Below are 26523 nucleotides of genomic sequence, written 5' to 3' on the forward strand. Positions count from 1 at the left end.
ATGGCGACGACAGTCCCGCTTCAGGAAGCGCCTTCCCGCCCCACGACCCTGCCGCCGCGCCAGGCCGCTCTGCTGAGCTCCTCGCGGATCGAGCAGAAGGGCAACATCATCGTCAAGTGGATCACCTCCACTGACCACAAGACCATCGGGTACATGTACCTGATCGCGTCGTTCCTGTTCTTCCTGCTGGGCGGCGTGATGGCGCTGATCATCCGCGCCGAACTGTTCGAGCCCGGGATGCAGATCATCCCGACCAAAGAGCAGTACAACCAGCTGTTCACGATGCACGGCACGATCATGCTGCTCATGTTCGCGACGCCGCTGTTCGCGGGCTTCGCGAACGCGATCCTGCCGCTGCAGATCGGTGCTCCGGACGTGGCGTTCCCGCGACTGAACGCGTTCGCCTTCTGGCTGTTCCTCTTCGGTTCCACGATCGCCGTCGCCGGATTCCTCACGCCGGCGGGCGCCGCATCCTTCGGCTGGTTCGCGTATCAGCCGCTGGCGAGCGCATCCTTCACCCCGGGCGCCGGCGGAAACCTCTGGATGCTGGGCCTCGGTATCTCGGGCTTCGGAACGATCCTCGGCGCGGTGAACTTCATCACGACGATCGTCACCATGCGCGCCCCCGGTATGACCATGTGGCGCATGCCGATCTTCTCGTGGAACACGCTGGTCACGAGCATCCTGATCCTGCTCGCGTTCCCGGTTCTGGCCGCAGCGATCTTCGCTGCTGCCGCGGACCGCGTGCTCGGCGCCCACATCTACGACCCCCACAACGGCGGCGTGCTGCTGTGGCAGCACCTGTTCTGGTTCTTCGGTCACCCGGAGGTCTACATCATCGCGCTGCCGTTCTTCGGCATCGTGTCGGAGATCTTCCCGGTCTTCAGTCGCAAGCCGATCTTCGGATACAAGACGCTGATCTACGCGACCATCGCCATCGCCGTGCTGTCGGTCGCGGTCTGGGCACACCACATGTACGTGACGGGCGCAGTGCTGCTGCCGTTCTTCGCCTTCATGACGATGCTCATCGCGGTTCCGACCGGCGTGAAGATCTTCAACTGGATCGGAACGATGTGGCGAGGGTCGGTGACGTTCGAGACGCCGATGGTCTTCTCCCTCGGCTTCCTGGTGTCGTTCGTCTTCGGTGGTCTGACCGGCGTCATCCTCGCTTCGCCGCCGCTCGATTTCGCACTGAGCGACTCGTACTTCGTCGTCGCGCACTTCCACTACGTCGTCTTCGGCACCGTCGTGTTCGCGATGTTCGCCGGCTTCTACTTCTGGTGGCCGAAGTGGACCGGCAAGATGCTCAACGAGCGTCTGGGCTACATCCACTTCTGGATCCTGTTCATCGGCTTCCACATGACCTTCCTCATCCAGCACTGGCTGGGTGTCGACGGCATGGTCCGCCGTTACGCGGACTACTCGTCGGCGGACGGCTGGACGTGGCAGAACCAGGTGTCGACCATCGGCTCCATGATCTTGGCAGCATCGGTCATCCCGTTCCTGCTGAACGTCTGGATCACCGCGCGCACGGCGCCCAAGGTCACCGTCAACGACCCCTGGGGCTACGGCGGATCGCTGGAGTGGGCCACGAGCTGCCCGCCCCCGCGCCACAACTTCACGTCCATCCCGCGCATCCGCTCCGAGCGTCCCGCCTTCGATCTGAACCATCCCGAGGCAGCCGTGCCGGTGGGTGTGGGACCCGCGAAGGATGCCCCTGACGCCCCGGTCGTCGATGCGGCCGACGGAGAGGTCAAGTAAGTGCGCACCAACATCAACCTGTGGTGGATCCTGGTCGGGTTCTTCGTCTTCATCGACGTCGTCTACACCGGCTGGAACATCCTCGCCCACCCCGATCTCGCTTGGCACAACGCCATCGAGTGGGTCGGCTCGGTCGCTCTGCTGTTCGGTGCCTTCATGGCGCTCATGATCGGGTTCTACACGCACCGCGTCTACAAGGCCCAGCAGGGTGAGCTCCCCGAGGACACGCTGACGGCCGACATCGACGACGGCGATCCTGAGCTCGGCGAGTTCAGCCCCTGGTCGTGGTGGCCGCTCGTTCTCGCAGCCTCCGCCGCCGTGGCGGCGATCGGTCTCGCGGTCGGCACCTGGATGCTCCCGATCGGTCTCGGCATCTTCGCCGTGGCCATCGTCGGCTGGGTGTACGAGTACTACCGCGGGTACTTCGCGCACTGATCCGTGCCGATCAGGCTCAACGCGGCCGCCGTCTCCGACATCGGCCGATATCGCACGTCCAACCAGGATGCGGCCTTCACCGCGTCCTGGGGGGCTGCTGTCGCCGACGGTGTCGGGGGAGGGCCCTCGGGAGATCTCGCTTCCGCAGCCTTCGTGCACCGGCTCGTGCCTTCGCCCCTCGCGGCGACGGATGCGGAGCAGCTGCTCGTACAGATCCGTGAAGCGAACTGGGATCTGCGTGCCCACGTGCAGCGTGATCCGTCGCTGCAGGGGATGGCGACGACCTTCACCGGGGTCTTCGTCGCACCCGAGGACCGCCTGCTGCTGGCTCACACCGGCGACTCCCGCGCATACCTTCTCCGACACGCGCAGCTGCGCCGCGAGACCCGCGACGATTCGTACGTGCAGGCACTCGTCGACAGCGGTCTTCTGACGCCCGAAGCCGCGGCCTCGCACCCCCGACGCAACATCATCACGGCCTCGCTCGGCGGCGGTGAGGAGGACGTCGTTTCCATCGCGGAGCGCGACTCGGTGATCGGTGATCGTTGGCTGCTGTGCAGCGACGGGGTCAGCGACTACCTGGACGACGAGGAGATCGGGTTGACACTGCTCCGCCACCGTGGCGTTGCGGATGCCGCTGCGGCCCTCGTGGCGCTCGCTCTCGACAGCGGCTCACGCGACAACGTCACCGCCGTGGTCTGCGACGTCCTCGATGGCGACGCCGCGGCGGAGCCCGCCACGTTCAGCGGCTCGGCGGGTGAGCTCTTCCAGGAGAACCTGGACGTCTCCGCCTGAACGCCGGCGCCTCAGGGTGCGACGATCGACACGAGCGGGTCGCGGTGGCGCGGGAGAGGCCCCGAGGCGTCCTCAGCGGGATATCCCTCGCGCACCCAGTACTCGTACCCGCCGATCATCTCCTTGACCGCGTAGCCTGCCTCGGTGAAGGCGAGAGCACCCTTCGCGCCCGCGTTGCATCCGGGGCTCCAGCAGTACACGACGACAGCGGAGCCGTGCGGAACGAGTTCGGCGGCGCGCTCCGCGATTTCGCGGTACGGAAGGTGGATGGCGCCGGGAATGTGGCCCTGATCCCACGCGGCTGCGCTGCGCACATCGATGAGGACGAGCTCCTCACCGGCACGCTGCGCGGCGAAGACGTCGGAGGCGTCGGTCTCGTGGGCGAGCTTGGAAGAGAAGTAGCTGCGTGCATCCTGCATGCTGCGACTCTAGGCATCCTGAGGCCGGCGGGCAGTAGTCAGAACGGCCGTGGACCGGCGGGATCCTGCCTGTCAGGTCAGGAGACCACCGATCGTGACGGGGCTGTCGACGATGTTGCCCACGATTCCGCGGATGACGTTCTCCCCGGTCTCCTGGCGCAGCCCCGCATACCATGCGGCCGTGGTCTCCGGGTCGAAGCCGTGGGTCTCGGCGGCCCGCTTACGCGCCCTGAGCACGAGGTCGCCGGCCCGAGCCGTGCGCGCAGCCTCGTACCGCCGCAGGGCGTCCGGGACTCCGAGGGTCGTGGTCGCGAAGACGAGGCCGAGCACGAAGCTGTCCTCGAGGGCCGAGCAGGCGCCCTGGCCGATGTCGGGAGCGGTGTTGTGCGCGGAGTCCCCGAGCAGGACGACGCGACCGCGCGTCCACGTGTGGAAGGGATCGATGTCCCAGATCTCGACGCGATTGAGCGACGTCGCCGGATCGATCGCATCGAGCAGGATCTGCACTCCCTCCGTCCATCCGGCGAACGCCTCACGCAGCGGCGCGACGCCCTCGCTACGGTCGTAGGGGAGCCCCGAGGGCTGCGGGACGTCGAAGAAGAAGTAGAAGCGATCGCCCGCGACGGGCATCACCGACACGCGCTTGCCCTCGCCCACGTACGTCGTCCACTGGTCGGTGGGGGAAATGCGGGCATCGACCGGAACGAGGCCGTTGAAGTTCGTGTATCCCGAGTATCGACGTTCCGTGGACGCACGCAACACATACTCGCGGGTGAGTGAGCGCGCCCCATCTGCTCCGATGACCAGATCGGCCTGTGCGGTGCTGCCGTCCTCGAACGCGACGGTGACCTCGTCGTCCGCCTCGGAGATACCCGTCATCCGCATCCCGAGGTGGATGCGGTCGCCACCGACCGTGTCCATGAGCAATGCCTGGAGGTCGGCGCGGGCGACCGGGTACGCGCGCTGGCCCGTCTGCTGGGTGACGGGGTCGAGACTGAAGCGGCACATCTCGTCTCCGGCGAGCCCGTCGACGTAGGCCATGTAGTCCATGCGCCCGCCGAGAGCGGCCACCTCGTCGCCGAGGCCGAGCCAGTTCAGGACCTTGACGCCGTTGGGCCAGAGCGAGAGCGCCGCACCCACGGGGCGGTTCTCGCGGATCTGGTCGTAGACGTGAACGTCATGGCCGAGCCGGGCGAGCGCGATCGCCGCGCTCGTTCCGCCGATGCCTGCTCCGATGATGATGACTCGCACATCGTCACGCTAGCGAGGCGCTGTCACGGGAATGTTACAGACACCAACATCGATGAGCGCAGATGGAGAGAGGGCCCCGATCCGCGGATCGGGGCCCTCTCTCCATCAGAACGCGACTACTTCTTGTCGTCGTCTGTTTCGGGCTTCTCTGCGCCCTCGAGGAACTTCGGCGCGGGGATCTCGACCTCTGCCTTGTCGTGCAGGGCGACGGTCGGGCGACCCTCGGCGGCGGCGCGCTCGGCGGCGCCCTCGAGCTCTGCCGTCTCCTCGGCGTCGATGTGGTCGAGCTCGTGGTGCTGATGCGCCAGGGCCGCATCCACCTCGGCCCGCGTGACCGGGGTCAGACGGTCCTCGAAGAACCAGCGGGACAGCGATGCACGCATGTTCTCGTGCCACGGGATGCGGCCCTGCGCGTTGGGGCGCACGACCAGCGGCTCGTTGACCTCGAAGTCCACCAGCTTCCAGCGCTCGTACTCGTCGACGGGCTGGTGCACCTCGATGTACTCACCGCCGGGCAGGCGCACGATGCGGCCGGACTCGTAGCCGTGCAGCGCGATCTCGCGATCCTTCTTCTGCAGCGCGATGCACAGGCGCTTCGTGACGAAGTAGGCGATGATCGGGCCGACGATGAGCAGAGCCTGCAGGGTGTGGATCACGCCTTCCATCGTCAGATGGAAGTGCGTCGCGATGATGTCCGACGAAGCCGCGGCCCAGAGAACCGCGTAGAACGTGACGCCCGCGGCGCCGATGGCCGTGCGGGTCGGCGCGTTGCGCGGACGCTGCGCGATGTGGTGCTCGCGCTTGTCACCCGTGATCCACGCCTCGATGAAGGGGTAGATCAGCACGAGGACGATGAACAGGCCCAGGATGAGCAGCGGCAGGAGGATGTTCCACGACCAGGTGCGGTCGAGGAAGACGAACTCCAGGTGCGGCGGGACGAGGCGCAGCGCGCCGTCGGCGAACCCGATGTACCAGTCCGGCTGCGTACCGGCCGACACGGGCGAGGGGTCGTACGGGCCGTAGTTCCAGATCGGGTTGATCGTGAACAGCGAGGCGATCAGAACGATCACACCGAAGGTCAGGAAGAAGAAGCCACCCATCTTGGACGCGTACACGGGCACCATCGGGTAGCCCACCACGTTGCTGTTCGTGCGGGCGGGGCCGGCGAACTGGGTGTGCTTGTTGATGATCATGAGCACCAGGTGCAGTGCCAGCAGCGCGATCAGGATCGCCGGCAGCAGCAGGATGTGCAACGTGTAGAGACGGCCGACGATGTCGGTTCCGGGGAACTCGCCGCCGAAGAGGAGGAAGGAGATCCACGTCCCGACGACCGGGATGCCCTTGACCATGCCGTCGATGATGCGCAGACCGTTACCCGAGAGCAGGTCGTCGGGGAGGGAGTAGCCGGTGAAGCCCTCCGCCATCGCGAGGATGAACAGGATGAAGCCGATGACCCAGTTCAGCTCGCGGGGCTTGCGGAACGCGCCGGTGAAGAAGACGCGCAGCATGTGCACGCCGATGCCGGCGACGAACACGAGCGCCGCCCAGTGGTGGATCTGGCGCACGAGCAGGCCGCCGCGCACATCGAAGGAGATGTGCAATGCGGATTCGAGAGCGGCGGACATCGCGATGCCGCGCATGGGCTCGTACGCACCGTAGTAGTGCGTCTCGACCATCGACGCCTGGAAGAAGAACGTCAGGAAGGTGCCGGACAGCAGGACGACGACGAAGCTCCACAGGGCGATCTCGCCGAGCATGAACGACCAGTGGTCGGGGAAGATCTTGCGACCGAGCTCCTTGACGAGACCCGAGAGGCTCGTGCGCTCATCCAGATAGTTCGCAGCGGCGCCGACGAATCGGCCGCCGAGGGGCTTGCTGCGCTCCGAGGAGCTCGCAGGCATCGCGGGTTCCGTCGTGACGTTCTCCGTGGGGTGGGTTGCGGTGCTCAATGGCGCTCCCAGAAGCTCGGACCGACGGGCTCGGTGAAGTCACTGCGGGCGACGAGGTAGCCCTCGTCGTCGACCGCGATGGGCAACTGCGGCAGCGGACGCGCGGCCGGGCCGAAGATGACCTTCGCGCCGTCGGAGACGTCGAACTGCGACTGGTGGCAGGGGCAGAGGAGGTGGTGCGTCTGCTGCTCGTAGAGGGCCACGGGGCATCCGACATGGGTGCAGACCTTGGAGTACGCGACGATGCCGTCGTACGACCAGTCCTTGCGGTCCTCGGCCTCGATGAGCACGTCCTGCGGCATGCGCATGAGCAGGACGATGGCCTTCGCCTTCTCCTCGAGGTAGCCATCGTGGTGGCTGAGGGAGGCGAGTTCTTCGGGGATGACGTGGAACGCGGAGCCGAGGGTCACATCCGATGCCTTGATCGGGCGACCGCTGGGGTCGTGCGCGAGGCGCATGCCCTTCTTCCACATCGTGTTGCTGAGCAGGTGCACCGGGTCACCCGCGTAGGGGTTGTCGGGGCTCGACTCCGGAGCGAGGCCACGGAAGAGGACGACGCCGGGCACGACGGAGGCGACGAGAGCGGCGAACAGCGAGTTGCGGATCATCGCGCGGCGCCCGAATCCGGACTCCTCGTTGGCGACGGTCAGGGCCTCGACAACCGCCTCGCGGGTGGTGTCACGACCCCGGGTCGCGTGACGCGGCTCGATGAACTCCTTGTCGGACATGATCGCCTTCGACCAGTGGATCGCGCCCACGCCGATGGCCAGCAGCGCGAAGGCGATGCCGAGTCCGATGAAGAGGTTGTTGTCGCGGATGGCGGCGATGGAGCCGCTCTCGATGGGGAAGACCATGTAGGCGACGACGGCCCACACGGATGCCGCCACCGACAGGTAGAACAGCGTGTACACGGTGCGGACGGCGCGCTTCATCGCGGCGGGGTCCTTGTCGGTCACGCGCTCGCGGTGGGGCGGCAGACCGGGGTTGTTCACCGGGTCGGACACCGTCACGGCGAGCCCGCTGGAGGGCTTCCAGGAAGCCCTCTCGTGCTCGAGCGCGTCGTCCTCGTGTGCCATGGTGCTCCTCGTACGTTCCGTCAGTTCGTCAAAAAGATCAGTTGGACTTCGCGGTGATCCACACCGTGATGGCGATCAGCGTGCCGATGCCGAAGATCCAGATGAACAGGCCCTCCGAGACGGGGCCGAGAGAGCCGAGCGAGAAGCCACCGGGGGACTCGGTGTTCTGCATGTACAGCAGGGCCGAGATGATGTCGCGCTTGTCCTCGGGGGTGAGGTTCATGTCGTTGAACACCGGCATGTTCTGCGGGCCGGTCACCATGGCCGCGTACATGTTCAGCGCGCTGGTCGTGTGCAGGTCGGGGGCGTACTTGCCCTCTGTCAGTGCACCACCGGCACCGGCGACGTTGTGGCACATGGCGCAGTTGATGCGGAAGAGCTCCGCTCCGGCCGAGACGTCGCCTTCGCCGTCGAGGACCTCCGCCGACGGGTAGGTCGGGCCGGGCGCGATCGACTGGACGAACTTCGCGATCGCCTCGGTCTGCTCGTCGGTGAACTGGACGGGCTTCTGCGGCGCCTGCGGTGCCTGAGCCTGCAGCGGCATGCGGCCGGTCGAGACCTGGAAGTGCACGGACAGCTCGCCGACGCCGTACAGCGAGGGACCGTTCTGCGTGCCCTGCAGGTCCATGCCGTGGCAGGTGGCGCAGTTCGCCTGGAACAGCTTCTTGCCGTCTTCGACGGTCAGCTGGGACGCGGCGGTCTGCGTCTCGGTGGTCGCCGCCATCGCGGCGGATGCGCCGGCGTAGATGCCGCCGGTCATCAGGAGGCCGATGCCGATCAGGGCGGCGGCGGCCAGGGGGCTTCGACGACCGGAGGTGCGCCGCTTCTTCTCACGTGCCATGGTGCTGGGCTCCGGCTTCTTATTTCAGGAAGTAGATGACGAGGAACAGGGCGATCCAGACCACGTCGACGAAGTGCCAGTAGTAGGACACGACGATCGAGGTGGTCATCTCCTTGCGCCCGAAGTTCTTGACCGCGTAGGCGCGGCCGATGACGAGCAGGAACGCGACGAGGCCGCCGGTGACGTGCAGCGCGTGGAAGCCGGTCGTCAGGTAGAACGCAGATGCGTAGGCGTTGGCCGTGATCGGCATGCCCTCGGTGACGAGCTGCGCGTACTCCCACACCTGACCGGAGACGAAGACCGCGCCCATGAAGAAGGTGAGGAAGAACCACTCGACCATGCCCCAGCGGCGCAGGTTCCAGAACGACCCCGTGCGGTAGGGCTGGAAGCGCTCTGCGGCGAAGACGCCGAACTGGCACGCGAAGCTGGACAGGACCAGCACCAGGGTGTTGACGGCCGCGAACGGAACGTTCAAGAGCTCCGTCTCCTGCGCCCACAGGTCGGGGGAGGTGCTGCGCAGCGTGAAGTAGATCGCGAACAGGCCCGCGAAGAACATCACCTCGCTGCCGAGCCAGACGATTGTCCCCACGGCGACCGGATCTGGCCGTTTGACCGAACGGAGGGCCTGGTTATATGTCGCTGGCGTCGTCACGCTCACCATTATGACCGATATTCACGGCCGACTCTTGCACCTCGCGCCCCCGAACGGGCCTTGTCGCAGCTTAGGGCGACCTAAGAGAATGCGGCGAGCCGGCCGTGAAGACGCTCGGCATCCGGTGATCCGAGCGGCCGGGTCATAGCCGCCGTCGGGCGGACGCGCTCGGTAGGATCGGGAACCATGTTCCCCGTGCGCACCTGGTCCGACATCCTGACGGAATTGCTCGGGGGTGCCGACCTCAGCGTGTCGGACGCGACGTGGGCGATGCAGCAGATCATGGCGGGCGAGGCGACGCCCTCGCAGTTGGCCGGTTTCCTCATCGCGCTGCGCGCGAAGGGCGAGACCGTCGATGAGATCGTGGGTTTCCGCGACGCCATCCTCGCGGCGGCTCTTCCGCTGCCCGTGCCCGCAGAAGTGCTCGACATCGTGGGCACGGGCGGCGACCGGTTCGGCACCGTGAACATCTCCTCGACGGCGGCGATCGTCGCCGCATCCACCGGGGTGCCGGTCGTCAAGCACGGCAACAAGGCGGCGAGCTCCTCGTCGGGCTCCTCCGACGTGCTGCGCGAGCTCGGTATCGATCTGACCCTCAGTCCGGATGCGGTCGCGACGACGCTCGAGCGCGCCGGCATCACCTTCGCGTTCGCGGCGGCGTTCCATCCGGGATTCCGCCATGCCGGTCCGACGCGGGCCGAACTCGGCGTTCCGACGGTCTTCAACTTCCTGGGGCCGCTGTGCAACCCGGCGCGCGCGGAGGCCAACGCCGTGGGCGTCGCGCACCTCGACCGCGTGCCGCTGATCACGGGAGTCTTCCGCACCCGCGGTGCGACGGCCCTCGTCTTCCGCGGCGACGACGGGCTGGACGAGCTGACCACGACCGGCCACAGCCGGATCTGGGAGATCTCACGCGGAGACGTGCACGAGCACGACCTGGATCCGCGGGATCTCGGCATCCCGCTCGCCGACATCTCCGAGCTCATCGGCGGCTCGCCCGCGCACAACGCCGATGTCGTGAGACGAGTGCTCGCCGGCGAGGCCGGTCCGGTGCGCGACATCGTGCTGCTCAACACGGCGGCCGGTCTGGTCTCGTACCGGCTGTCGCAGGATGCGGCCGAGGTGCAGCGCCCGATCCTCGAGCGCCTCGCGGAGGCGAAGGACGAGGCGGCGGCGGCGATCGACAGCGGTGCGGCCGAGCGCACGCTCGCCACCTGGGCGGCGACGACGCAGGAGCTCGCTGCCGACTGAGCGCCCGGGTCGATATTCACGGCGCCCTCCCTTTCGGCCGCTCACAGCGGACCCGTAGGTTCGAATCACCACCGTTCGAACCCACCGAGGAGCAGAGATGTCCACCCCCGCCACCGCCGACACCATCGAGGCACCCGCCAAGAAGGTCGGCTTCGTCAAGATCGCCGCAGTCCTGGGAATCCTGGGCGGCGTCGCCCTCATCGTCGTGGGCATCATCGTCTGGGCGACGGTGTCGTCCCAGCTGCGCGCGGAGAACATCGTCGTCCCCGACGACGCGATGGCCTTCCAGGGGCAGGTCGTCGACGGCCCCTTCACCGCATACGTGCAGGCCGACATCATCCAGCACCACGCGCTCAAGGCATCGGGCGGAGCGACGTACGCCGAACTCGACCAGGACGACCCGGTGCGCGCCACGATGATGAACGCCTCGTTCCTGCGGGCCTCGCTGTTCACCTCGGTCGTCTCCTTCGGCGTCGCCGCGTTCGCAATGGGAATCGGCGTGCTGTCGATCCTGTTCGGCTCGGCCATCTACCGGCTCGCCGCGGTTCCGGTCGTCGTTCGTCGCTCGAACGTCTCCGGCGCCTGATCCGGTCGCGGGTCGGCGTGACGCCCGATCCGACCCGCATTCATAGACTGGACGGATGAGCCCGCCCGCCCCGCCCCATGCTGGGGGTGCGGGGCGGGCATTTCCGTTCCTCGTCGTCATCGGGCTGCTCGTCGCCGCGCTGAGCCTGCGTGGCCCGATCGTCGCTCCAACGCCGGTGATCCGCCAGATCGAGGACGATCTGGGGATCGGGGCGGCATCCGCGGGACTGCTGACCACCGCGCCGGTGCTCATGTTCGCGCTGCTCACGCCGATCGCGGCTCTCGTGATCCGTCGCGCGGGCGCCGAGCTGGCCCTGCTGGTGACCTTGACCGGCGTCCTCCTCGGCACCGCGATCCGCGCCCTTCCCGGCTATCCCGCGCTGCTGACGGGGATGATCGTCATCGGTGCGGCGATCACGATCGGAAACGTCGTGATCCCGGTGGTCATCCGTCGCGACGTGCCGCCGGACCGCGTCGCGTTCGTCACCGCCTCCTACACGGCGACACTCAACGCGGGTTCGCTGGTGACGTCGCTGCTGACCGCTCCGATCGCCGAGGTCGTCGGCTGGAACCTCGCTCTGGTGGGCTGGTCCGTGTTGACCTTCGCCGGGGTCGCCGTGTGGAGCGTGCATCTCGCGCGAGAGCGTCGGCGAGGTGCGCTGTGGGGAGAACGCTTCTCCGGCGCGCCCTCCGCCGCATCCGCCGGCGCGCGTTCCGTCGACGACGTCGCAGCGCTGACGGGGCCGCTGCCCGTCGTGTCCGCGAAAGGCGGCGTCTTCCGGCGGCCGGTGGTCTGGCTGCTGCTGGGCGCCTTCTCGCTCCAAGTCACCATCTACTACGCGCTCTCGACGTGGCTGCCCTCGATCGGAGCCGACGAACTGGGGCTCGACCGATCCGGTGCGGGCGCGCTCGCTTCCATCTTCCAGGGCGTGGCCATCGCGGGGTCCTTCCTCGTGCCGGTTCTCGCCCGCTACACCCCGCGCATCGTCGTGCCGCTGACCATCAGCGTCTGCTGGCTGACGCTGACCGTGGGCATGCTGTGCGCTCCCGAGCTCATGGTGGGTGTGGCTGTCCTTCGGCGCTCTTGCGCACGCGGGCGGGTTCGTCGCGATCTTCTCCGCCGTGGTCACCGTGGCCCGCACGGATGCGGAGGCCACGACCATCTCCGCCCTCGTCCAGGGCGGTGGCTACGGCATCGGGGCCTTCGGTGCCCCGATCGCGGGTGCCCTGCACGAGGCGACCGGCGGATGGCAGGGGCCGCTGGTTCTCATGCTGGCCGTCGCGGTCGGTTACGCGGTCGCGATCCTCGCGGCGATGGCGTTCGTGGCCCGCGCGAACGCGGTTCCCAGACCCCAGTGATCGGCGAACGCCGCAGCGTCGGGGGAGACCTCACGAAGGGTCGCGTCGAATGCCGGCAGCTCGAGGTCTCGCACCACGCGGACGACCGTGGGGGCGACGGCCAGGTAGTCGGCGCCGGCGGCGACTTTCGCACGTACCCCCGCGCTCATTCCCTCGCCGGCCGTCGCCGCGGCGATGACGCCCGCGAGGTCTCCGTGCGCGGTGAGCAGCGTGGCCGCGGTCTTCTCGCCGATGCCCGCGACTCCCGGAAGACCATCGGATGCGTCGCCGCGGAGCACAGCAAAGTCGGCGTACTGGTGGGGTGCGACGCCGTACTTCGTGCGCACGACCTCATCCGTCACGATCTCGAGATTGCTCATGCCGCGGGCCGTGTAGACCACACGAACCTCCGCGGCGTCGTCGACGAGCTGGAACAGGTCGCGGTCGCCGGTGACGATGTCGACGGGCATCCCCGCATCCGTCGCCAGAGTGCCGATGACGTCGTCCGCCTCGTGCGCAGCGGCCCCGACGACCGGGATGCCGAGCAGGTCGAGTGACGTGCGGATCAGCGGGATCTGCGCCTCCAGCGGGTCGGGGACCTCCTCGACATCGGGGCCGCTCTCCACCTCGGCGACCACGCGGTGGGTCTTGTAGCTCGGGATGAGCTGCACGCGCCAGTCGGGGCGCCAGTCGTCGTCCCAACACGCGACGAGGTGGGTCGGCTCGTAGGTGCTGACGAGTTTGGCGACGATGTCGAGCAGCCCGCGGGCGGCGTTGATCGGCTGTCCGTTCGGAGCCTTCACCGAATCGGGGACGCCGTAGAAGGCGCGGAAGTACAGCGATGCGGTGTCGAGGAGCATGAGGCGGGACACGGGCTCATCCTGCCACGCGCGTCGGCTTTCGTGAGTGCCCCTGACACGTGAGGCGGACGCGGGCACACTGGGGCGATGGATCCCATCGACGCGCTCCGCGAGATCGCGACGCTGCTCGAACGCGAGCGCGCGTCGCGCTATCGGTCCCAGGCTTTTCGTGCGGCAGCAGAGGCAGTGGCCGAGCTGCCGCAGGCGGCGCGGTCGGACCCTGAGACCCTGCGGCGCACGAAAGGGATCGGGAAGAGCTCGCTCGAGGTGATCCTGCAGGCCGCGTCGGGGGTCGTCCCCGACTACCTGGCGGAGCTGAGGGACCGCGTTGCGCCGGAGGAGTCGAGCACGCTCTTCGCTCGACTTCGCGGCGATCTTCACGCGCACTCGAACTGGTCCGACGGACAGGCGCCCATCGCGGCGATGGCGGACGCGGCGCGTGCAATGGGCCGCGAGTACGTCGCCCTCACGGATCACTCGCCGCGGCTGCGCGTGGCCAACGGCCTCACGGCTGAACGGCTCGCTCAGCAGCTCGAGGAACTCCCGCAGTACTCCGGGGACGGGTTCACGGTGCTCAGCGGCATCGAGGTCGACATCCTCGAAGACGGGTCACTCGATCAGACCTCGGAGATGCTCGCGCGGCTGGACGTGGTCGTGGCAAGCGTCCATTCGAAGCTCCGGATGGCGGGTGCCGAGATGACCGCACGGATGCTGCGAGCCGTGCGCGATGAGCACACGGACGTCCTCGGTCACTGCACCGGACGCCTCGTCGAGGGCTCGCGCGGGACGCGCCCGCCATCCGATTTCGATGCGGAGCGCGTGTTCGCGGCCTGCGCCGAGCGCGGCGTCGCGGTGGAGATCAACTCCCGACCCGAACGGCAGGATCCGCCGGACGAGCTGATCGCGATCGCGCTGGATGCGGGTTGCCTGTTCGCGATCGACAGCGACGCCCACGCGCCGGGACAGCTGTCGCTCCTCGACCACGGTGCTGCGCGGGCCGAGCGCGCAGGTGTGCCGGCGGAGCGGATCGTCACGACGTGGCCGCTGGATCGGCTCCGGTGCTGGCTGGCACGCGATCGCTGAGCGCGACGCCGTGTAACAGGGCCGACATGTGCCCCGGACAGGATGTCCTCATGCCTCTCGCTTCCTCGATCTCCGCATCCCTGCCCTCCTGGCTCCTCGACGAGCTCGATTCGCTCCCCGAGGTGCTTCCGACCGCGGAGGAGCGGATGGATCTCGTCAACGCCCTCGCCGACCGCAACTGGCGCGAGGGAAGCGGCGGGCCGTTCGCGGCGATCGTGGTCGACTCGGTCACCGGGCGCCTCGTCTCGGCGGGCGTGAACGTCGTGCTCGCCTCGGGTCTCACCTCCATGCACGCGGAGGTGACGACGTTGAGCCTCGCGCAGACCGCACTCGGGCGCTGGGACCTGGGCGCGGACGGTGCCGAGCTCGAACTCGTCGTCAACTGGCGTCCGTGCGTCATGTGCTACGGGGCCACGATGTGGAGCGGCGTGCGTTCGCTCGTCGTCGCCGGCGAGGGCCCGCTCCTCGAGGAGCTCACGGGTTTCGACGAAGGACCCGTCGTGGACGACTGGGCCGCCCAGTTCGAGCGCCGCGGCATCCGCGTGACGATCGGCATCCGTCACGACGAGGCCGTCGAGGTCTACCGGGCGTACGGGGCGAGCGACTCCGTCGTGTACAACGCTCGAGGCGCCGTCGACTGACCGTTGCGCGATCGTGACCGACGGCGGGACGCTGCGCGGCGATACTGACCACATGAAGCTCAGCAGGCTCACGTTCGGTGCCGCCGTCGTCACCGTGTCCCTTCTCATGGCGGGCTGCTCGCCCGCGTCCTCGTCGTCGCCGACGGGGGACGCGACGCCGATCGGTGGCGACATCGTCGCGCCCGTGACCGTGTCGGCGGGCGATCTCCAGGGAGCCAGCGTCGATCTGGTCGTGGGTCAGACGCTGAACATCGACACCGGCGACCTCGCGGTAGACAGCTACACCGGCACCGTCGCCGACGGGGTCGTCGCCGAGTTCGTCGCGGGCAAGAACGACGGGAGTGCCACCTTCAATCCGGGCGTGCGCGCGCTGTCGGCCGGGACCACGAGCGTCACGATGATGAACAGGGACGGCGGGATCCAGCCGCTCGAGTTCACGGTGGTCGTCACGGCACGATGAGCCTGTGAACGATCATGCGGTCGACGTCCAGCCTCTCGGATTCACGGTGATTCCGGGCACGATGGGCGTGTGAACGACCAGATCGACCCCGCCGTGTTCGCGGAGCTGCTGACGTCGTTGCGCCGCGACGCGTCGGCGCGCCTGACGGCGCGGGGTGAGGCCATCCGTAGCGTGCAGGACGCCCGCAACGATCCTGCGGGTGCCGACGACGAGCACGACCCCGAGGGCGCCACGCTCAGTGACGAGTGGTCCCGGCTGGAGGGGCTGCGTCGTGCGGCAGCCGCCGAGATCGAAGAGGTCGACAATGCGCTGCGCAGACTGGGCGACGGCACCTTCGGGGTATGCGAGTCGTGTGGACGTGACATCCCGGTGGGCCGACTGCTCGTGCGCCCGACCGCGACGCTGTGCGTGCCGTGCGCCGAGGGGCGCCGCTGAGCGCTCCTAGGCGTCCTCGCGTTCCACGAGGCTGTGGTGGATGCGGTGCAGATCCTCCAGCAGAGAGCCGATGAGCACCCAGTGGGCGGACGGCGGACGAGCGATCTGCAGCGGCGTGGTGAGCGCGGGCGGCTCGTCGATCGGTGCCGCCTGCGAACCGCGGGTGCGCTCCAGGTCGTGCGCCGCGCGGCGCATCTGCTCCGCGAGGGCTCGGACCTGGGGGTCGGTGACGATCTCGGGCGCGTAATGGTCGTACACGGCACGTGTCATGCCGGTGACCTGCGTCACGATCGGCGTGTAGAGATCCAGGCGGTCTCTGAGTTCGGCGAGCTCCGTGCGATGCCGCCGGCTGCGGGGATTGAGCGCGAGAGATTCCGCTCCGCCGCCGATCGCGCGCTCCGCCGCATCCCGCATCGGGCGCAGGAGCCGCGCCTCGACCATCAGCGCCTCCAGTTCGCCCGGAGAACGCTGCGTCTCGAGTGCGTCGGCGAGTCGGTCCAGGGACGCGGCCAGTTCCGTCGACAGCCGATCGGTCGCCTCGCGGGCCGGGGCGATCGCCACGGGAGGGACGATGGCGATGTTGACGACGAAGCCGATGGCCGCACCCAGCAAGGTCTCCAGGATCCGATCGAGCGCGTAGTCGGGGGTGGCCGGCCCCAGCGAGAGCACGAGGATGGCGCTGATCGCGATCTGCGTGGAGGCGGTGGGGGACAGACGCAGCGCCCAGGCGACGAGCAGCCCCGCACCCGCGGCGAGGAGCACGACCCAGGTGCTGTTGCCGAACGCGAGCCCGAGCGCGGAGGCGAGCAGCACGCCGGCGATGACGCCGACGGAGCGTTCGATCGCGCGCGTGAACGACTGGTTCAGGCTCGGTTGGACCACCAGGACCGCGGCGATCGCCGCGAAGACCGGTGGTGGACCCGGGATCAGCCATTGCGAGAGGAGCCATGCCCCCACGGTCGCGACGGCGGATTTGACGACCAGCAGCAGCGGTGCGCGCTGGGTCGCGCGCACCGTGACCGGGAGCGAGAGGCGGGCCATCAGGGCTGGAGCGCGCGCAGCGACCGTGCGGCATCCGAGGGCGGGCACCCGAGGTCGTGCGCGGTGAAGGTCAGGTCGTATCCGCCGCTGCGCTCCCGCTGCGCCCGCAGGCTCTCGCGTGTGTGGCTGTTGTGTGCGCCGGCGAGGAGGGCCTCGGTGCGGCGCATCCGGATGCCGAGCTCTCCCTTGGCGGTGGTGGCGATCCGATCGACGTCGCCCCACGGTGCCGCACCCATACGTGCGACCCGGATGCCCTCGGCATCTGCTCGCAGCACGGTCGCGTTTCGGAACTGGCCGACCAGCGAGAATCCGCCGCCCAGCCCGAAGATGCCGACGACGGCGACGCCGAGCAGCAGACTCGGTGTGTTGTCGATGTTGAGGATGACGATGACCACACCCATCGCGGTGATCACGGCGCACAGCGCCGCGATCACGAGCAGGCGGCCGCGCGGAGTGACGAAGCGGAGGGTTTCGGTGTCGGAGGCCACCCGTTCAGGGTACGTGGCGCGGCGCCGCATCACCGTGTCAGCAGCTCGTCCGTGCTCGTGGCGTCGATGGTCACCGTGACCCGTGTGCCCCAGGGGTCGTACGCCGTCACCGCGCGACCGTCGTCGTCGAACGCGACGTTCACGCGGCGCAGCCGGTCGGTCAGTGCGTCCAGCGCGGCACGCTCGGGCACGGCCAGTGCCAGCTCGCCCAGGCCGAGACTCGCCGCCCGGGGACCAGCGCCCGCGCTGTTCCAGGTGTTCATCGCGACATGATGGTGGTACCCGCCGGCCGACGCGAACAGCGCGGTCGGAATTGCGGTGAACGAGGGCGTGAAGCCGAGCGCGTCAACGTAGAACCGACGGGCGGGGGCGATGTCGCCCACCTGGAGATGGACGTGTCCGACCCGGCCTGGCTCGGCCGACACGCGATCGAGACCGTCTTGCGTGAGGTGCGTGCGCAGGTACTCGTTCGGATCCAGGAACAACGTGTCCATCTGCACTTCGCCGTCGACGTGACGCCAGAGATCGCGTGACCGGTCGGTGTACAACTCGATGCCGTTGCCCTCGGGGTCCGTGAAGTAGAACGCCTCGCTGACGAGATGATCGCTCGATCCGGTGAACCGGGCGCGGCCGTCCTGGGCGGTCCGGTAGACAGTGGCGGCCAGGGTCGCGGCGTCGTCGAAGAGGAACGCGGTGTGGAAGAGCCCGGCCGAGCCGGGCGCGGCGAGGGGCAGGTCGGGTGTGTGCACGAGGCGCACCATGGGGACTCCGCCGCGTCCGAGGACGCGATGGACCTCGCGCCCGCGAGCGCGTTCCTCGATGGGCTCCAGCGCGATCGCGGACCCGTAGAAGCCGGTCATCTTCTCGAGATCGCCGACGCGGAGGGTCACCGCATCCATCATCGTGTCATCGGGCAGGAGTTCCCCGGATAGTGGGGCGGGTGCGCTGTTCATGGTGCTCATTTCTTCGGCTGCTGAAGAGTCCAACATCGACGCGACGGCGAATATTGCGTCGGATCGGCGAGCGGGTGAGGATCATCGGATGGAGATACATCGGTGTCCCTGCGGGAGTGGCCGCTCTTTCGGGGAGTGTTGCGGTCCCGCACTGGCGGGCACGCCCCCGACGACCGCCGAGGCGCTCATGCGTTCGCGCTACACCGCGTTCGTCCGTCTGGACGCGGACTATCTCATCGACACCTGGCATCCGGGCACGCGACCGTCGGAGTTGACCCTCGAGCGTGACATGCGCTGGCTCGGCCTGACGATCCTCGACGCGACGGGCGGCTCACTGGACGACCGCAAGGGCACCGTGGAGTTTCGTGCGGCGTGGCGCGAGGGTTCTTCATCGGGTGTGCTTCACGAACGCAGTCGGTTCGTGAAGCAGAGCGCCCGATGGTGGTATCTCGACGGTGTCCTCGATCCGCCCGGCCCGCTCCCGGAGCCCGCTACGTAGGCTGGGACACCCCACGACGCGAAAGGACGGAACATGTCTCGCATCCTCATCATCGGTGGACACGGCAAGATCGCTCTCCTGCTGGCCCCCCTGCTCGTGGCGCGGGGTGACGAGGTCACCTCCGTCGTGCGCAACCCCGACCACGTCGACGACGTGCGCGCGGCGGGGGCGAGCGCGCTGGTTCTGGACGTCGCCGCCGCGGATACGAAGACGCTGTCCGATGCCTTCGAGGGTTTCGACGCCGTGGTGTGGTCGGCGGGCGCCGGCGGAGGCGACGCGGCCCGCACCTACGCCGTCGATCGTGACGCCGCCATTCGCGCCATGGATGCGGCGGAGGCGGCCTCCGCCTCGCGTTTCGTGATGGTCTCGTGGATCGGCTCCTCGCCGGATCACGGCATCGATCCCTCCGACTCGTTCTTCCCCTACGCCGACGCGAAGCTGGCGGCCGACGAGCACCTGCGACGCAGTTCTCTCGAGTGGACCGTGCTCGGGCCCGGGACCCTGACCTCGGATGAGGCGACGGGGCACATCACCACCGAGCCGACGGGGCGGGGAGAGGTCTCCCGTGCCGATGTCGCCGCGGTGATCGCCGCGACCCTCGCCGATCCCGTGACCGTTCGACGCACGATCCGCTTCGGAGCGGGCGACACGCCGATCGCCGAGGCGCTGTCTGTCTGAGCGTGGAATGCGCCGCGCGCCGCGGGCGTTGACGGGAGCATGACCGCATCCGATCCCGCCGTCGGCGTGCCCGTGGATGTCGTCGTCATCGGAGCCGGTCAGGCGGGACTCTCCGCCGCCTACCACCTGCACCGTCGGGGGTTCCGCCCCATCGATGCACCGGCCCGCGATTCGCGGAGCTTCGTGGTGCTCGACGCCGAATCCGCGCCGGGCGGGGCGTGGCAGCACCGGTGGGAGTCGCTGCGGATGGCGACCGTGAACGGTATCCACGAGCTCCCCGGCTTCCCGGTTCCGCCGGCCGATCCCGCGTCGTCCAGCCGCGATGTGCTCCCGCCGTACTTCGCCGCATACGAGGAACGCTTCGACCTCCGGGTGCGCCGCCCCGTTCGCGTACGGGCGGTCTCGCGTGACGGCGAACGGTTGCGGGTCGACACGGATGCGGGGAGCTTCTCGGCGAGATACGTGATCAATGCGACGGGTACCTGGACGCGTCCCCATTGGCCGGCGGTGCCGGGGCGTGAGAGCTTCCGCGGCACGCAGCTGCATGTGCACGACTACGTCTCCGCGGAGCAGTTCGCGGGCAAGCGCGTGGTGATCGTCGGCGCCGGCGTGTCGGGGGTGCAACTGCTCGAGGAGATCTCACGTGTCGCGGACACGTTCTGGGTCACCCGGCGCGAGCCGGAATGGCGCGATGACGAGTTCGACATCCCTGCGCGTGTCGCAGCGATCGCCGGCGTCGAGGAGCGGGTGCGTCAGGGTCTTCCCGCGGGCAGCGTCATCTCTGTCACCGGGATGCACTGGACCCCGTGGGCGCGCGAAGCCGAGCGGCGAGGTGTGCTCGTGCGGCATCCGATGTTCCGCGCGATCGAGCCCGACGGCGTACGGATGCCCGACGGCACCCTGGAACCTGCCGACGTGATCCTCTGGGCGACGGGCTTCCGCCCCGCTCTCGACCACCTCGCGCCGCTTCGGCTGCGGACACCGGCGGGCGGTATCCGGGTCGAGGACTCGCGCGCGCTGGACGAGTCGCGGCTGTTCCTCATCGGCTACGGGCCCTCGCAGTCCACGGTCGGTGCCAACCGGGCCGGGCGCTCCGCCGTGCGCCAGCTGATGGCGGACGGCGTGCTGGAGGCGCCCGAGGTGGCGATCGCCGGATGATGCGTTGCGCTGTGTGTCGCCACGTGCCCTACCCGAAACACGAAAGTCGTAGCGTCGAAGTATGACCACTCCCGCACCCCTGTCGAACCCGCTCGGCGAGCACGGCGCCGAACGCGACCGTTTCGCCGGCGCCTCGCTGTCGCCGGACGAGTTCAAGGCACTGTTCCGCGGTCACCCCGGCGGCGTTGCGGTCATCACTGCTGAAGGACCGGAGGGTCCCGTCGCGCTGACCGCCACCTCGGTCTCGTCGGTGAGCGCGGAGCCGCCGCTGCTGATCTTCTCCGTCTCCGCTCTGTCGTCGGCCACCCCCGCGATCCTCGCGGCCGATACCGTCGTGGTCCACCTGCTCGACAGCGACGACCTCGGTGTCGCGAAGCTCGCATCGACGAGCGGCATCGACCGCTTCGCCGATCCCGAGAGCTGGAGCCGCCTGGTCACCGGGGAGCCCGTCTACAACGGGGTCCGGGCCTGGGTGCGCTGCGCCATCATCGAGCGCATGAACGCGGGCGGCTCGACCGTCATCGCAGCCCACGCCCTGCAGTCGGGCATCAACCGGGACGTGCAGCCCGGTGAGCACGGCGACGCGCTGGTCTACCACAACCGCTCGTGGCACCGGCTCGGCGACCACTCGCGGATCGACTGACCCCTTTCACGACAAGACCCCCGCCTCCTCGGAGGGCGGGGGTCTTGTCGTGTGGTCCGCTTACTCGGCGAGGTGGGCCGAGAGGAACCAGCGGTCCTTCTCCAGGCCGGCACGGATACCGATGACGATGTCCTGGCTCGTGAGGTCGATCTCGTCCAGGCCGTCGATCGCCGTCTGGACGTCGACGATGATCGTGTCGATGTCGGCCACGACGTGACGGATCATGTCGTCCCACTGCGTGAAGCCGGCAGGCACCGACGAGGGCGCCACCTTCGCAGCGATCGTGGACAAGCGCGCATCCACCGGCAGACCCAGGGCGACGATACGCTCGGCGGTCTCGTCGGCCCAGCCCTGCGCGTGCTCCACGACGGAGTCCAGGAGCTCGTGGATCGCGATGAAGTTCGCGCCGCGCACGTTCCAGTGCGCCTGCTTGCCGGTGACGGCGAGGGCCTGCAGGCCGAGGGTGACGGGGGTGAGGAACTGCGCGGCTCCGGCGGCGACGGTCGGGTCGGCAGCGCTGGCGGGGATGGTCTGGTTCTTCGTCATGACAAAGCCTTCCGTTGGGGCAGTCGCATCTGCTGAATCAAACGCTAGCCAGCCGGAGAAATTCCGCAAGCAAGATGAGGCTGGGCTCACACGATCGGAGATCGCGCCGCAGACGGGAATCTGGGGAACCTGCGGCTAACGTCGGAGGGTGTCAGCCTCAGAACCCGCCCGGACACCGCAGAACCTGGACGAGCCCGCGCGCCTGCGCCGACGCCAGCCGACTGGTGCGTCGCCCGAGCACGCGGAACCCTCGCGCTTCATCCCTCACGTGCAGGGCCTGCGTGCGATCGCCGTGCTTCTGGTCGTGCTCTACCACTTCTGGCCGGGTCGGATCCCCGGCGGCTACGTCGGTGTCGACGTCTTCTTCGTGATCTCGGGCTTCCTGATCACGGGACACCTGATGCGCGAGCTGACGGCCACCGGAACTGTGCGCTTGGCGCAGTTCTGGGCCCGGCGGGCGCGCCGCCTGCTGCCGGCGTCGCTTCTCGTCCTGCTCTTCTGCGCGATCGTCGCCGCATCCCCGTACCTCATGCCCATCTCGGGGCTGCAACGGGAGGTCAGCGAGATCATCGCGTCGACCTTCTATGTGGAGAACTGGTATCTCGCACTGACGTCCGCCGACTATCTCGGCAATTCCGGCGAGCCGGCGATGGTGCAGCACTACTGGTCGCTGTCGCTCGAAGAGCAGTTCTATGTGCTCTGGCCGCTCATCATGCTCCTTGCGGCATGGATCGGGGTCCGCTTCTTCGCGGGACGTCGCCGTCGCGCGATCCTGATCGCGCTGGGCGCGGTGAGCGCCGCATCCCTCGTGTTCTGCATCGTCCTGACCCTCAACGATCCTGCGCCGGCGTATTTCGTGACCTTCGGTCGGATGTGGGAGTTCGGACTCGGTGCCATGGTGGCGCTCGTGCCCGCGCTGCGCGTGCGCAACGCGGCGGCGAGCTTCGTGCTCGGCTGGGCCGGTATCGCAGCACTCGTCTACACAGCCTTCCGGTTCGACTCCTCGACGCCCTTCCCCGGCTACGCGGCGCTGCTGCCGGCGCTCGGAGCGGCCGCGGTGATCGCGGCTTCCAACTCTGCCCGATGGTGGTACCCGACCCGCATCCTGTCGATCGCGCCGATGCGGTTCACCGGCGACATCTCGTACTCGCTCTATCTCTGGCACTGGCCGCTGATCATCATCGCGCCCTCCGTGCCGTTCTGGGGCCTGAGCATCTACCACCGGGTCGCGCTGCTGGCGATCTGCTTCGTGCTCGCGTGGCTGACCAAGAAGCTCGTGGAAGACCCGGCGCGATCATGGCGGGTGCTCACCTCCCGACGTCCGCGTGTGACGCTCTGGGCGTCGCTCGCGGCGATGGTGCTGGTCGCGGGAACTGCCGGCGGTGCCTGGGCGCTGAACGCGCCCGCCTACCGCGACGGCGTGGCGCAGCTCGAACAGCTGCGCACCGATCCGCCCTCCTGCTTCGGCGCGCAGTCCGTGCTCGATCCGGAGTGCCAGGGCACGCCCGCATCCGGCACCATCCTCCCGGCGCCGGGGTTCGCCGGCGTCGACAAGCCCGCCGACGAACAGTGCTTCGTCCAGTTGAACGACGCGCGGCCCGTGAGCTGCACCTTCGGCTCCGATGAGCCGGATGCGCCCACGGTGGCGCTCATCGGCGACAGCCACGCGTTCCAGCTGCTGTCGACGTTCGAGCGCATGGCGGAGGCGAACGGATGGCGTCTGGTGACCTTCTTCAAGGGTGCCTGTCCGTGGAACGACACCCCGCTGTCGACGCCGGGAGCCTTCGGCGCAGCGTGCTCGGCGTGGCGCACCGCGGTCGATCAGGCGCTCGTGGACGCGAAGCCGGACGTCGTTTTCACCTCCGCCCTCGCGACGACGCCGTACGCGTCGGCCGGGCACGACTCCTCCTACGACGCCGCAGTGGCGGGCTACCGCTCGGCGTGGTCGAAGATGACGGATGCGGGCGTGCCTGTCATCACGGTCGTCGACAATCCGGTGTGGGAGACGGACCCCAACAAGTGCCTGCGCACTCGCGACGCGGCCGCCTGCGACGGTGCGCGCTCCGACGTGCTCGTCGCGAAGGATCCACTGCGCGAGGCCGCGGACGGCGCACACGGGGTCACACTGCTCGACTTCACCGACGTGTACTGCGACGATTCGACGTGCTTCCCCGTGGTGGGTGGTGCGGACGTCTACCGCGACCAGGACCACCTCACGGTGACCTTCGTCGACTCGCTCATGCCGCAGTACACGGAGGCGATCCGCGCCGCGCTGGACCGGGCCGCCGGTTAGGGTCGGGGCATGACCGTCTCGGAATCCGCATCCGTGATCGCCCTCGCCGACACAGCGCCGGAGGTGCCCGCATCCGCGTTCGTCGCCGCCGGAGCCCGCCTCATCGGCGCCGTGCGGCTGGGGGAGAACGCGAGCGTCTGGTACAACGCGGTGCTGCGCGCCGACGGCGACAGGATCACGGTCGGCGCCCGCAGCAACGTGCAGGACTCGGTGAGCGTTCATGTCGACGGCGGGCACCCGGTGATGATCGGCGAGGACGTGTCGATCGGGCACAACGCCGTCGTGCACGGCTGCACGATCGGCGACGGAAGTCTGATCGGCATGGGGGCCGTCGTGCTCAACGGCGCGCGGATCGGCGCCGGCTGCCTCATCGCCGGGGGAGCAGTGGTGCTGGAGGGGGCGGAGATCCCCGACGGCTCCCTGGTCGCCGGCGTGCCCGGCAAGGTGCGGCGTGCGCTGACGGATGACGAGCGCGCCGGGCTGGTACGCAACGCCGCGGCCTATCTGGCGCACAGCGCACGTCACGCCGCAGCCAGCTGACTCGCTCTCCACGACTCCGGGCGCTCGAGACAGTTCGTCCTGATGCCTTCTTTAGCGTGGAACCCCCGGGCAAGCGCAAGGGTTACGGCGGAGTTTTCTCTGCTCGGTTAACGTGTGCGAGGTCCCCGCAGCATCTCGAGAATCAGGGCGTCATGGCAGAAGCGACACCGGCCGGTTGGTACCCCGATCCCGCGGGCGGCGGTGGGCGACGTTACTGGGACGGCACCGCGTGGACCTCCCACGTGAGTCCCGATGCCCCGATGCAGCCCGCGCCCGCCGCGCCCGAGCAGGCCGCATCCGCTCCGGCGCAGGCCGCGCCCGCATCCGCGCCGGAGTCGGGCGTGCGTCCGGCGCGCAAGCGCCGTAAGGGGCTCATCATCGGGCTCGGTGTGACCGGCGGTGTTGCGCTCGTCGCGGTGGTGACGCTCGTGGTCGGAATGTTCACGTTCCTCCGTCCGATCGAGGGCGTGCCTGCCGCGCTGCACACCGACGTGTCCGAGCAGTACGACTACACCGACCCCATGCTGGATCTCGACCGTGATCACGAGTTCCACTTCGACGTGGACTATGTCCTCGAGGACGTCAACGCGGCGAACAGCCCGAAGACCGAACAGTCGGGGTACGACGAGGGTCGTGCGGCGCCCGACTGGGCGTTCCAGGTCTACTACGACGCCGCGTTGACGCACGAGGCCGGCGCCACGGTGGTGCAGCCTGCCAGCTCGAAATCGTACCCGTCGGATGATCGGCGTGTCCGCGTCGTGCCCAACGACTCGACCTATGCGCGCACGGCAGACGACCAGCGCGACATCGCCGATTCGGCGATCCCGGAGTGGTCCCTGCACGACCAGTACTACCTCGTGCAGCGGGCCGACAAGGAGGGCAATCCCCTCGCGAAACCGATCGTGACGATGTTCACCGTCAAGCGCGAACTGGCTACGCCGGTCGCGAGTCTCGGCACGCCCACCGGCGATGGAAGCCTCTCCTTGAACTGGCAGGCCGTCGACGGCGCGACCGAGTATCTCGTCGTCGCCTCGGAAGCTCAGATCACGGGTCCGCGGAGCTACACGCTTCTGGGCTCGACGTCCGACACCTCGTGGACCAGCGAGTCGGTCGTGACTCAGAGCAGCCTGGACAACGAGCCGTGGCCGGAGCGGCAGAACGATGCATTGAAGGCGTATGAGGGCTCGAGCGCGGACGAAGAAGGCGCCGGCTACCTGCCAGGGCCGAACTACGGCACCTCGGAGTGGGACTTCGGTGTGATCGCCACCGACGGCAAGCGGTTCTCGCCGTACCAGAGCTTCGACACAATCGGCCAGGGCGTCGGGGCGCTCCCGTACCAGATCGCGACCGCCACGCTGCGCAGCGAGATCGGAACCTCGGTGCCGAGCATCGCGGCGCTTCCGAAGACGATCCCCTTCACCTCGCTGGACGGTGCGACGCGCGCCGCCATCACGTATGTGGATGCCTCGAAGGCTCGTCCCTATCGCGAGTGGTTCATGGTGCCGATGTTCGCCCGCGGCACGCAGCTCGGGACGTGGACCTATGTGCCCCAGTCCGCGGTGGCGGATCTGGCGGCAGAGGCCGATGCATTCAATGCTGCGGCATTGGCGGCTGCGCCGCCGACGGGCGCGACGTCGTTCCAACTCGGGGCGGCCCCGGTCGATCCCGACATCGAGACCGTGAACACCTACCCCGACGTCGCATATCCGGTGTTCGGCAGCACGGAACTGACGCGGTTCATCGCGGCGCACTTGATCGCGGGGTCGAAGGCTGTGGACATCTCCGCGCTCACCTCCGCGCCGGGGGCTCCTCAGGGGACGACGCGCTCGACGAAGCACTGACGCAGAATCCG

Annotated in this window: 28 protein-coding genes and 1 pseudogene; 18 read left to right on the top strand and 11 right to left on the bottom strand. The window is 68.5% G+C overall.

The window, feature by feature from the left end; all coding sequences use genetic code 11:
- The 3 genes from ctaD to AC1VNH_RS00915 are packed head-to-tail and all read left to right on the top strand — an operon-like array spanning nucleotide 1 to nucleotide 2991.
- On the top strand, nucleotides 1–1761 hold the full coding sequence (ctaD, locus tag AC1VNH_RS00905; RefSeq protein ID WP_137416752.1) for an aa3-type cytochrome oxidase subunit I: 1761 nt from the start codon (nucleotides 1–3) through the stop codon (nucleotides 1759–1761).
- On the top strand, nucleotides 1762–2196 hold the full coding sequence (gene ctaF, locus AC1VNH_RS00910) for an aa3-type cytochrome oxidase subunit IV (RefSeq protein ID WP_137416753.1): 435 nt from the start codon (nucleotides 1762–1764) through the stop codon (nucleotides 2194–2196).
- Nucleotides 2197–2199: 3 nt separating this feature from the next.
- Nucleotides 2200–2991 carry a PP2C family protein-serine/threonine phosphatase gene (locus AC1VNH_RS00915; RefSeq protein WP_483109489.1) on the top strand — a complete coding sequence of 264 codons (792 nt, stop codon included), beginning with the start codon at nucleotides 2200–2202 and terminating at the stop codon, nucleotides 2989–2991.
- A gap of 11 nt (nucleotides 2992–3002) precedes the next feature.
- On the opposite strand, the gene AC1VNH_RS00920 is transcribed toward AC1VNH_RS00915, so the two are convergent.
- The 6 genes from AC1VNH_RS00920 to ctaE form a co-directional block, all read right to left on the bottom strand.
- The gene (locus tag AC1VNH_RS00920) at nucleotides 3003–3410 is read right to left on the bottom strand and encodes a rhodanese-like domain-containing protein (RefSeq protein WP_483109490.1); all 408 of its coding nucleotides are present in this window, start codon (nucleotides 3408–3410) and stop codon (nucleotides 3003–3005) included.
- A gap of 72 nt (nucleotides 3411–3482) precedes the next feature.
- Complete coding sequence (hpxO, locus tag AC1VNH_RS00925) at nucleotides 3483–4661, bottom strand: FAD-dependent urate hydroxylase HpxO (RefSeq protein WP_483109491.1); 1179 nt, start codon at nucleotides 4659–4661, stop codon at nucleotides 3483–3485.
- Nucleotides 4662–4777: 116 nt separating this feature from the next.
- Nucleotides 4778–6562 (bottom strand): cytochrome bc1 complex cytochrome b subunit, encoded by a 1785-nt coding sequence (qcrB, locus tag AC1VNH_RS00930; RefSeq protein WP_483109492.1) that lies wholly within the window; start codon nucleotides 6560–6562, stop codon nucleotides 4778–4780.
- A gap of 44 nt (nucleotides 6563–6606) precedes the next feature.
- Nucleotides 6607–7686, bottom strand: a complete 1080-nt coding sequence (qcrA, locus tag AC1VNH_RS00935; protein ID WP_483109493.1) for a cytochrome bc1 complex Rieske iron-sulfur subunit — start codon at nucleotides 7684–7686, stop codon at nucleotides 6607–6609.
- Nucleotides 7687–7723: 37 nt separating this feature from the next.
- Entirely contained in the window at nucleotides 7724–8527 is an 804-nt protein-coding gene (gene qcrC / locus AC1VNH_RS00940; RefSeq protein WP_483109494.1) for a cytochrome bc1 complex diheme cytochrome c subunit, read from the bottom strand.
- A 19-nt stretch (nucleotides 8528–8546) separates the two neighbouring features.
- Entirely contained in the window at nucleotides 8547–9188 is a 642-nt protein-coding gene (gene ctaE, locus AC1VNH_RS00945) for an aa3-type cytochrome oxidase subunit III (protein ID WP_274287942.1), read from the bottom strand.
- 177 nt (nucleotides 9189–9365) lie between these two features.
- Here ctaE and trpD point away from each other — a divergent pair, with 177 nt between their 5' ends.
- The 4 genes and pseudogenes from trpD to AC1VNH_RS00965 all read left to right on the top strand — a co-directional run bounded on the left by trpD (nucleotide 9366) and on the right by AC1VNH_RS00965 (nucleotide 12374).
- On the top strand, nucleotides 9366–10430 hold the full coding sequence (gene trpD / locus AC1VNH_RS00950; protein WP_483109495.1) for an anthranilate phosphoribosyltransferase: 1065 nt from the start codon (nucleotides 9366–9368) through the stop codon (nucleotides 10428–10430).
- A gap of 97 nt (nucleotides 10431–10527) precedes the next feature.
- Complete coding sequence (locus AC1VNH_RS00955) at nucleotides 10528–11016, top strand: aromatic ring-opening dioxygenase LigA (RefSeq protein ID WP_483109496.1); 489 nt, start codon at nucleotides 10528–10530, stop codon at nucleotides 11014–11016.
- Nucleotides 11017–11071: 55 nt separating this feature from the next.
- Nucleotides 11072–12049, top strand: a pseudogene (locus tag AC1VNH_RS00960) (MFS transporter); the annotation flags it as partial.
- Nucleotides 12050–12077: 28 nt separating this feature from the next.
- Nucleotides 12078–12374: a hypothetical protein gene (locus AC1VNH_RS00965; RefSeq protein WP_483109497.1), complete on the top strand. Its 297-nt coding sequence runs from the start codon at nucleotides 12078–12080 to the stop codon at nucleotides 12372–12374.
- Here AC1VNH_RS00965 and AC1VNH_RS00970 read toward each other — a convergent pair.
- A complete protein-coding gene (locus AC1VNH_RS00970) occupies nucleotides 12305–13213 on the bottom strand; it encodes a 5'-3' exonuclease (protein ID WP_483112669.1) in 909 nt (302 codons plus the stop codon). The genes AC1VNH_RS00965 and AC1VNH_RS00970 overlap by 70 nt on opposite strands.
- Nucleotides 13214–13300: 87 nt before the next feature.
- Here AC1VNH_RS00970 and AC1VNH_RS00975 point away from each other — a divergent pair, with 87 nt between their 5' ends.
- From AC1VNH_RS00975 to AC1VNH_RS00990, 4 genes are all read left to right on the top strand, one after another.
- Nucleotides 13301–14296 carry a PHP domain-containing protein gene (locus AC1VNH_RS00975; protein ID WP_483109498.1) on the top strand — a complete coding sequence of 332 codons (996 nt, stop codon included), beginning with the start codon at nucleotides 13301–13303 and terminating at the stop codon, nucleotides 14294–14296.
- A 50-nt stretch (nucleotides 14297–14346) separates the two neighbouring features.
- On the top strand, nucleotides 14347–14937 hold the full coding sequence (locus AC1VNH_RS00980) for a nucleoside deaminase (protein WP_483109499.1): 591 nt from the start codon (nucleotides 14347–14349) through the stop codon (nucleotides 14935–14937).
- Nucleotides 14938–14989: 52 nt separating this feature from the next.
- Nucleotides 14990–15397 (top strand): hypothetical protein, encoded by a 408-nt coding sequence (locus AC1VNH_RS00985; protein ID WP_483109500.1) that lies wholly within the window; start codon nucleotides 14990–14992, stop codon nucleotides 15395–15397.
- Nucleotides 15398–15466: 69 nt separating this feature from the next.
- Nucleotides 15467–15832, top strand: a complete 366-nt coding sequence (locus AC1VNH_RS00990) for a TraR/DksA family transcriptional regulator (RefSeq protein ID WP_483109501.1) — start codon at nucleotides 15467–15469, stop codon at nucleotides 15830–15832.
- Between the two features lie 6 nt (nucleotides 15833–15838).
- Here the strand turns inward: AC1VNH_RS00990 and AC1VNH_RS00995 are convergent, their stop codons facing one another.
- From AC1VNH_RS00995 to AC1VNH_RS01005, 3 genes are read right to left on the bottom strand one after another with little or no spacing between them, the layout of a single operon-like run.
- Nucleotides 15839–16873, bottom strand: a complete 1035-nt coding sequence (locus tag AC1VNH_RS00995; RefSeq protein ID WP_483109502.1) for an FUSC family protein — start codon at nucleotides 16871–16873, stop codon at nucleotides 15839–15841.
- Entirely contained in the window at nucleotides 16873–17361 is a 489-nt protein-coding gene (locus tag AC1VNH_RS01000) for a hypothetical protein (RefSeq protein ID WP_483109503.1), read from the bottom strand. Before AC1VNH_RS01000 ends, AC1VNH_RS00995 begins: the two co-directional genes overlap by 1 nt.
- A 29-nt stretch (nucleotides 17362–17390) precedes the next feature.
- Nucleotides 17391–18323 (bottom strand): VOC family protein, encoded by a 933-nt coding sequence (locus AC1VNH_RS01005; protein WP_483109504.1) that lies wholly within the window; start codon nucleotides 18321–18323, stop codon nucleotides 17391–17393.
- Nucleotides 18324–18402: 79 nt separating this feature from the next.
- Between AC1VNH_RS01005 and AC1VNH_RS01010 the strand changes: the two genes are divergently transcribed.
- From AC1VNH_RS01010 to AC1VNH_RS01025, 4 genes are all read left to right on the top strand, one after another.
- A complete protein-coding gene (locus tag AC1VNH_RS01010) occupies nucleotides 18403–18813 on the top strand; it encodes a YchJ family protein (RefSeq protein WP_483109505.1) in 411 nt (136 codons plus the stop codon).
- Between the two features lie 33 nt (nucleotides 18814–18846).
- Nucleotides 18847–19491 carry an NAD(P)H-binding protein gene (locus AC1VNH_RS01015; protein WP_483109506.1) on the top strand — a complete coding sequence of 215 codons (645 nt, stop codon included), beginning with the start codon at nucleotides 18847–18849 and terminating at the stop codon, nucleotides 19489–19491.
- A gap of 39 nt (nucleotides 19492–19530) precedes the next feature.
- Entirely contained in the window at nucleotides 19531–20649 is a 1119-nt protein-coding gene (locus AC1VNH_RS01020; RefSeq protein WP_483109507.1) for an NAD(P)-binding domain-containing protein, read from the top strand.
- A gap of 61 nt (nucleotides 20650–20710) precedes the next feature.
- Nucleotides 20711–21292 carry a flavin reductase family protein gene (locus AC1VNH_RS01025; RefSeq protein WP_483109508.1) on the top strand — a complete coding sequence of 194 codons (582 nt, stop codon included), beginning with the start codon at nucleotides 20711–20713 and terminating at the stop codon, nucleotides 21290–21292.
- Between the two features lie 60 nt (nucleotides 21293–21352).
- Here the strand turns inward: AC1VNH_RS01025 and AC1VNH_RS01030 are convergent, their stop codons facing one another.
- Nucleotides 21353–21838 (bottom strand): Dps family protein, encoded by a 486-nt coding sequence (locus AC1VNH_RS01030; RefSeq protein WP_137416773.1) that lies wholly within the window; start codon nucleotides 21836–21838, stop codon nucleotides 21353–21355.
- A gap of 148 nt (nucleotides 21839–21986) precedes the next feature.
- On the opposite strand from AC1VNH_RS01030, the gene AC1VNH_RS01035 reads away from it, so the two are divergent.
- The 3 genes from AC1VNH_RS01035 to AC1VNH_RS01045 all read left to right on the top strand — a co-directional run bounded on the left by AC1VNH_RS01035 (nucleotide 21987) and on the right by AC1VNH_RS01045 (nucleotide 26512).
- Nucleotides 21987–24131 carry an acyltransferase family protein gene (locus tag AC1VNH_RS01035; RefSeq protein ID WP_483109509.1) on the top strand — a complete coding sequence of 715 codons (2145 nt, stop codon included), beginning with the start codon at nucleotides 21987–21989 and terminating at the stop codon, nucleotides 24129–24131.
- Nucleotides 24132–24140: 9 nt separating this feature from the next.
- Complete coding sequence (locus tag AC1VNH_RS01040) at nucleotides 24141–24671, top strand: gamma carbonic anhydrase family protein (protein WP_483109510.1); 531 nt, start codon at nucleotides 24141–24143, stop codon at nucleotides 24669–24671.
- Nucleotides 24672–24823: 152 nt separating this feature from the next.
- Nucleotides 24824–26512: a DUF2510 domain-containing protein gene (locus tag AC1VNH_RS01045; protein WP_483109511.1), complete on the top strand. Its 1689-nt coding sequence runs from the start codon at nucleotides 24824–24826 to the stop codon at nucleotides 26510–26512.
- The last annotated feature ends 11 nt before the right edge of the window (nucleotides 26513–26523 follow it).

The organism is Microbacterium sp. KU4F, from assembly GCF_056868075.1.

Excerpts from the sequence above, each read along its gene's own strand:
- AC1VNH_RS01040 (WP_483109510.1), top strand. The coding sequence starts at position 24,141 with ATGACCGTCTCGGAATCCGCATCCGTGATCGCCCTCGCCGACACAGCG.
- AC1VNH_RS00995 (WP_483109502.1), bottom strand. The coding sequence starts at position 16,873 with ATGGCCCGCCTCTCGCTCCCGGTCACGGTGCGCGCGACCCAGCGCGCA.
- AC1VNH_RS01010 (WP_483109505.1), top strand. The coding sequence starts at position 18,403 with ATGGAGATACATCGGTGTCCCTGCGGGAGTGGCCGCTCTTTCGGGGAG.
- AC1VNH_RS01045 (WP_483109511.1), top strand. The coding sequence starts at position 24,824 with ATGGCAGAAGCGACACCGGCCGGTTGGTACCCCGATCCCGCGGGCGGC.
- AC1VNH_RS01020 (WP_483109507.1), top strand. The coding sequence starts at position 19,531 with ATGACCGCATCCGATCCCGCCGTCGGCGTGCCCGTGGATGTCGTCGTC.
- qcrC (WP_483109494.1), bottom strand. The coding sequence starts at position 8,527 with ATGGCACGTGAGAAGAAGCGGCGCACCTCCGGTCGTCGAAGCCCCCTG.
- AC1VNH_RS00985 (WP_483109500.1), top strand. The coding sequence starts at position 14,990 with ATGAAGCTCAGCAGGCTCACGTTCGGTGCCGCCGTCGTCACCGTGTCC.
- AC1VNH_RS01015 (WP_483109506.1), top strand. The coding sequence starts at position 18,847 with ATGTCTCGCATCCTCATCATCGGTGGACACGGCAAGATCGCTCTCCTG.
- AC1VNH_RS01025 (WP_483109508.1), top strand. The coding sequence starts at position 20,711 with ATGACCACTCCCGCACCCCTGTCGAACCCGCTCGGCGAGCACGGCGCC.
- qcrA (WP_483109493.1), bottom strand. The coding sequence starts at position 7,686 with ATGGCACACGAGGACGACGCGCTCGAGCACGAGAGGGCTTCCTGGAAG.
- AC1VNH_RS01030 (WP_137416773.1), bottom strand. The coding sequence starts at position 21,838 with ATGACGAAGAACCAGACCATCCCCGCCAGCGCTGCCGACCCGACCGTC.
- AC1VNH_RS00955 (WP_483109496.1), top strand. The coding sequence starts at position 10,528 with ATGTCCACCCCCGCCACCGCCGACACCATCGAGGCACCCGCCAAGAAG.
- AC1VNH_RS00920 (WP_483109490.1), bottom strand. The coding sequence starts at position 3,410 with ATGCAGGATGCACGCAGCTACTTCTCTTCCAAGCTCGCCCACGAGACC.
- qcrB (WP_483109492.1), bottom strand. The coding sequence starts at position 6,562 with ATGCCTGCGAGCTCCTCGGAGCGCAGCAAGCCCCTCGGCGGCCGATTC.
- AC1VNH_RS00980 (WP_483109499.1), top strand. The coding sequence starts at position 14,347 with ATGCCTCTCGCTTCCTCGATCTCCGCATCCCTGCCCTCCTGGCTCCTC.
- trpD (WP_483109495.1), top strand. The coding sequence starts at position 9,366 with ATGTTCCCCGTGCGCACCTGGTCCGACATCCTGACGGAATTGCTCGGG.
- AC1VNH_RS00975 (WP_483109498.1), top strand. The coding sequence starts at position 13,301 with ATGGATCCCATCGACGCGCTCCGCGAGATCGCGACGCTGCTCGAACGC.
- AC1VNH_RS01005 (WP_483109504.1), bottom strand. The coding sequence starts at position 18,323 with ATGAGCACCATGAACAGCGCACCCGCCCCACTATCCGGGGAACTCCTG.
- ctaD (WP_137416752.1), top strand. The coding sequence starts at position 1 with ATGGCGACGACAGTCCCGCTTCAGGAAGCGCCTTCCCGCCCCACGACC.
- ctaE (WP_274287942.1), bottom strand. The coding sequence starts at position 9,188 with ATGGTGAGCGTGACGACGCCAGCGACATATAACCAGGCCCTCCGTTCG.
- AC1VNH_RS00970 (WP_483112669.1), bottom strand. The coding sequence starts at position 13,213 with ATGCTCCTCGACACCGCATCGCTGTACTTCCGCGCCTTCTACGGCGTC.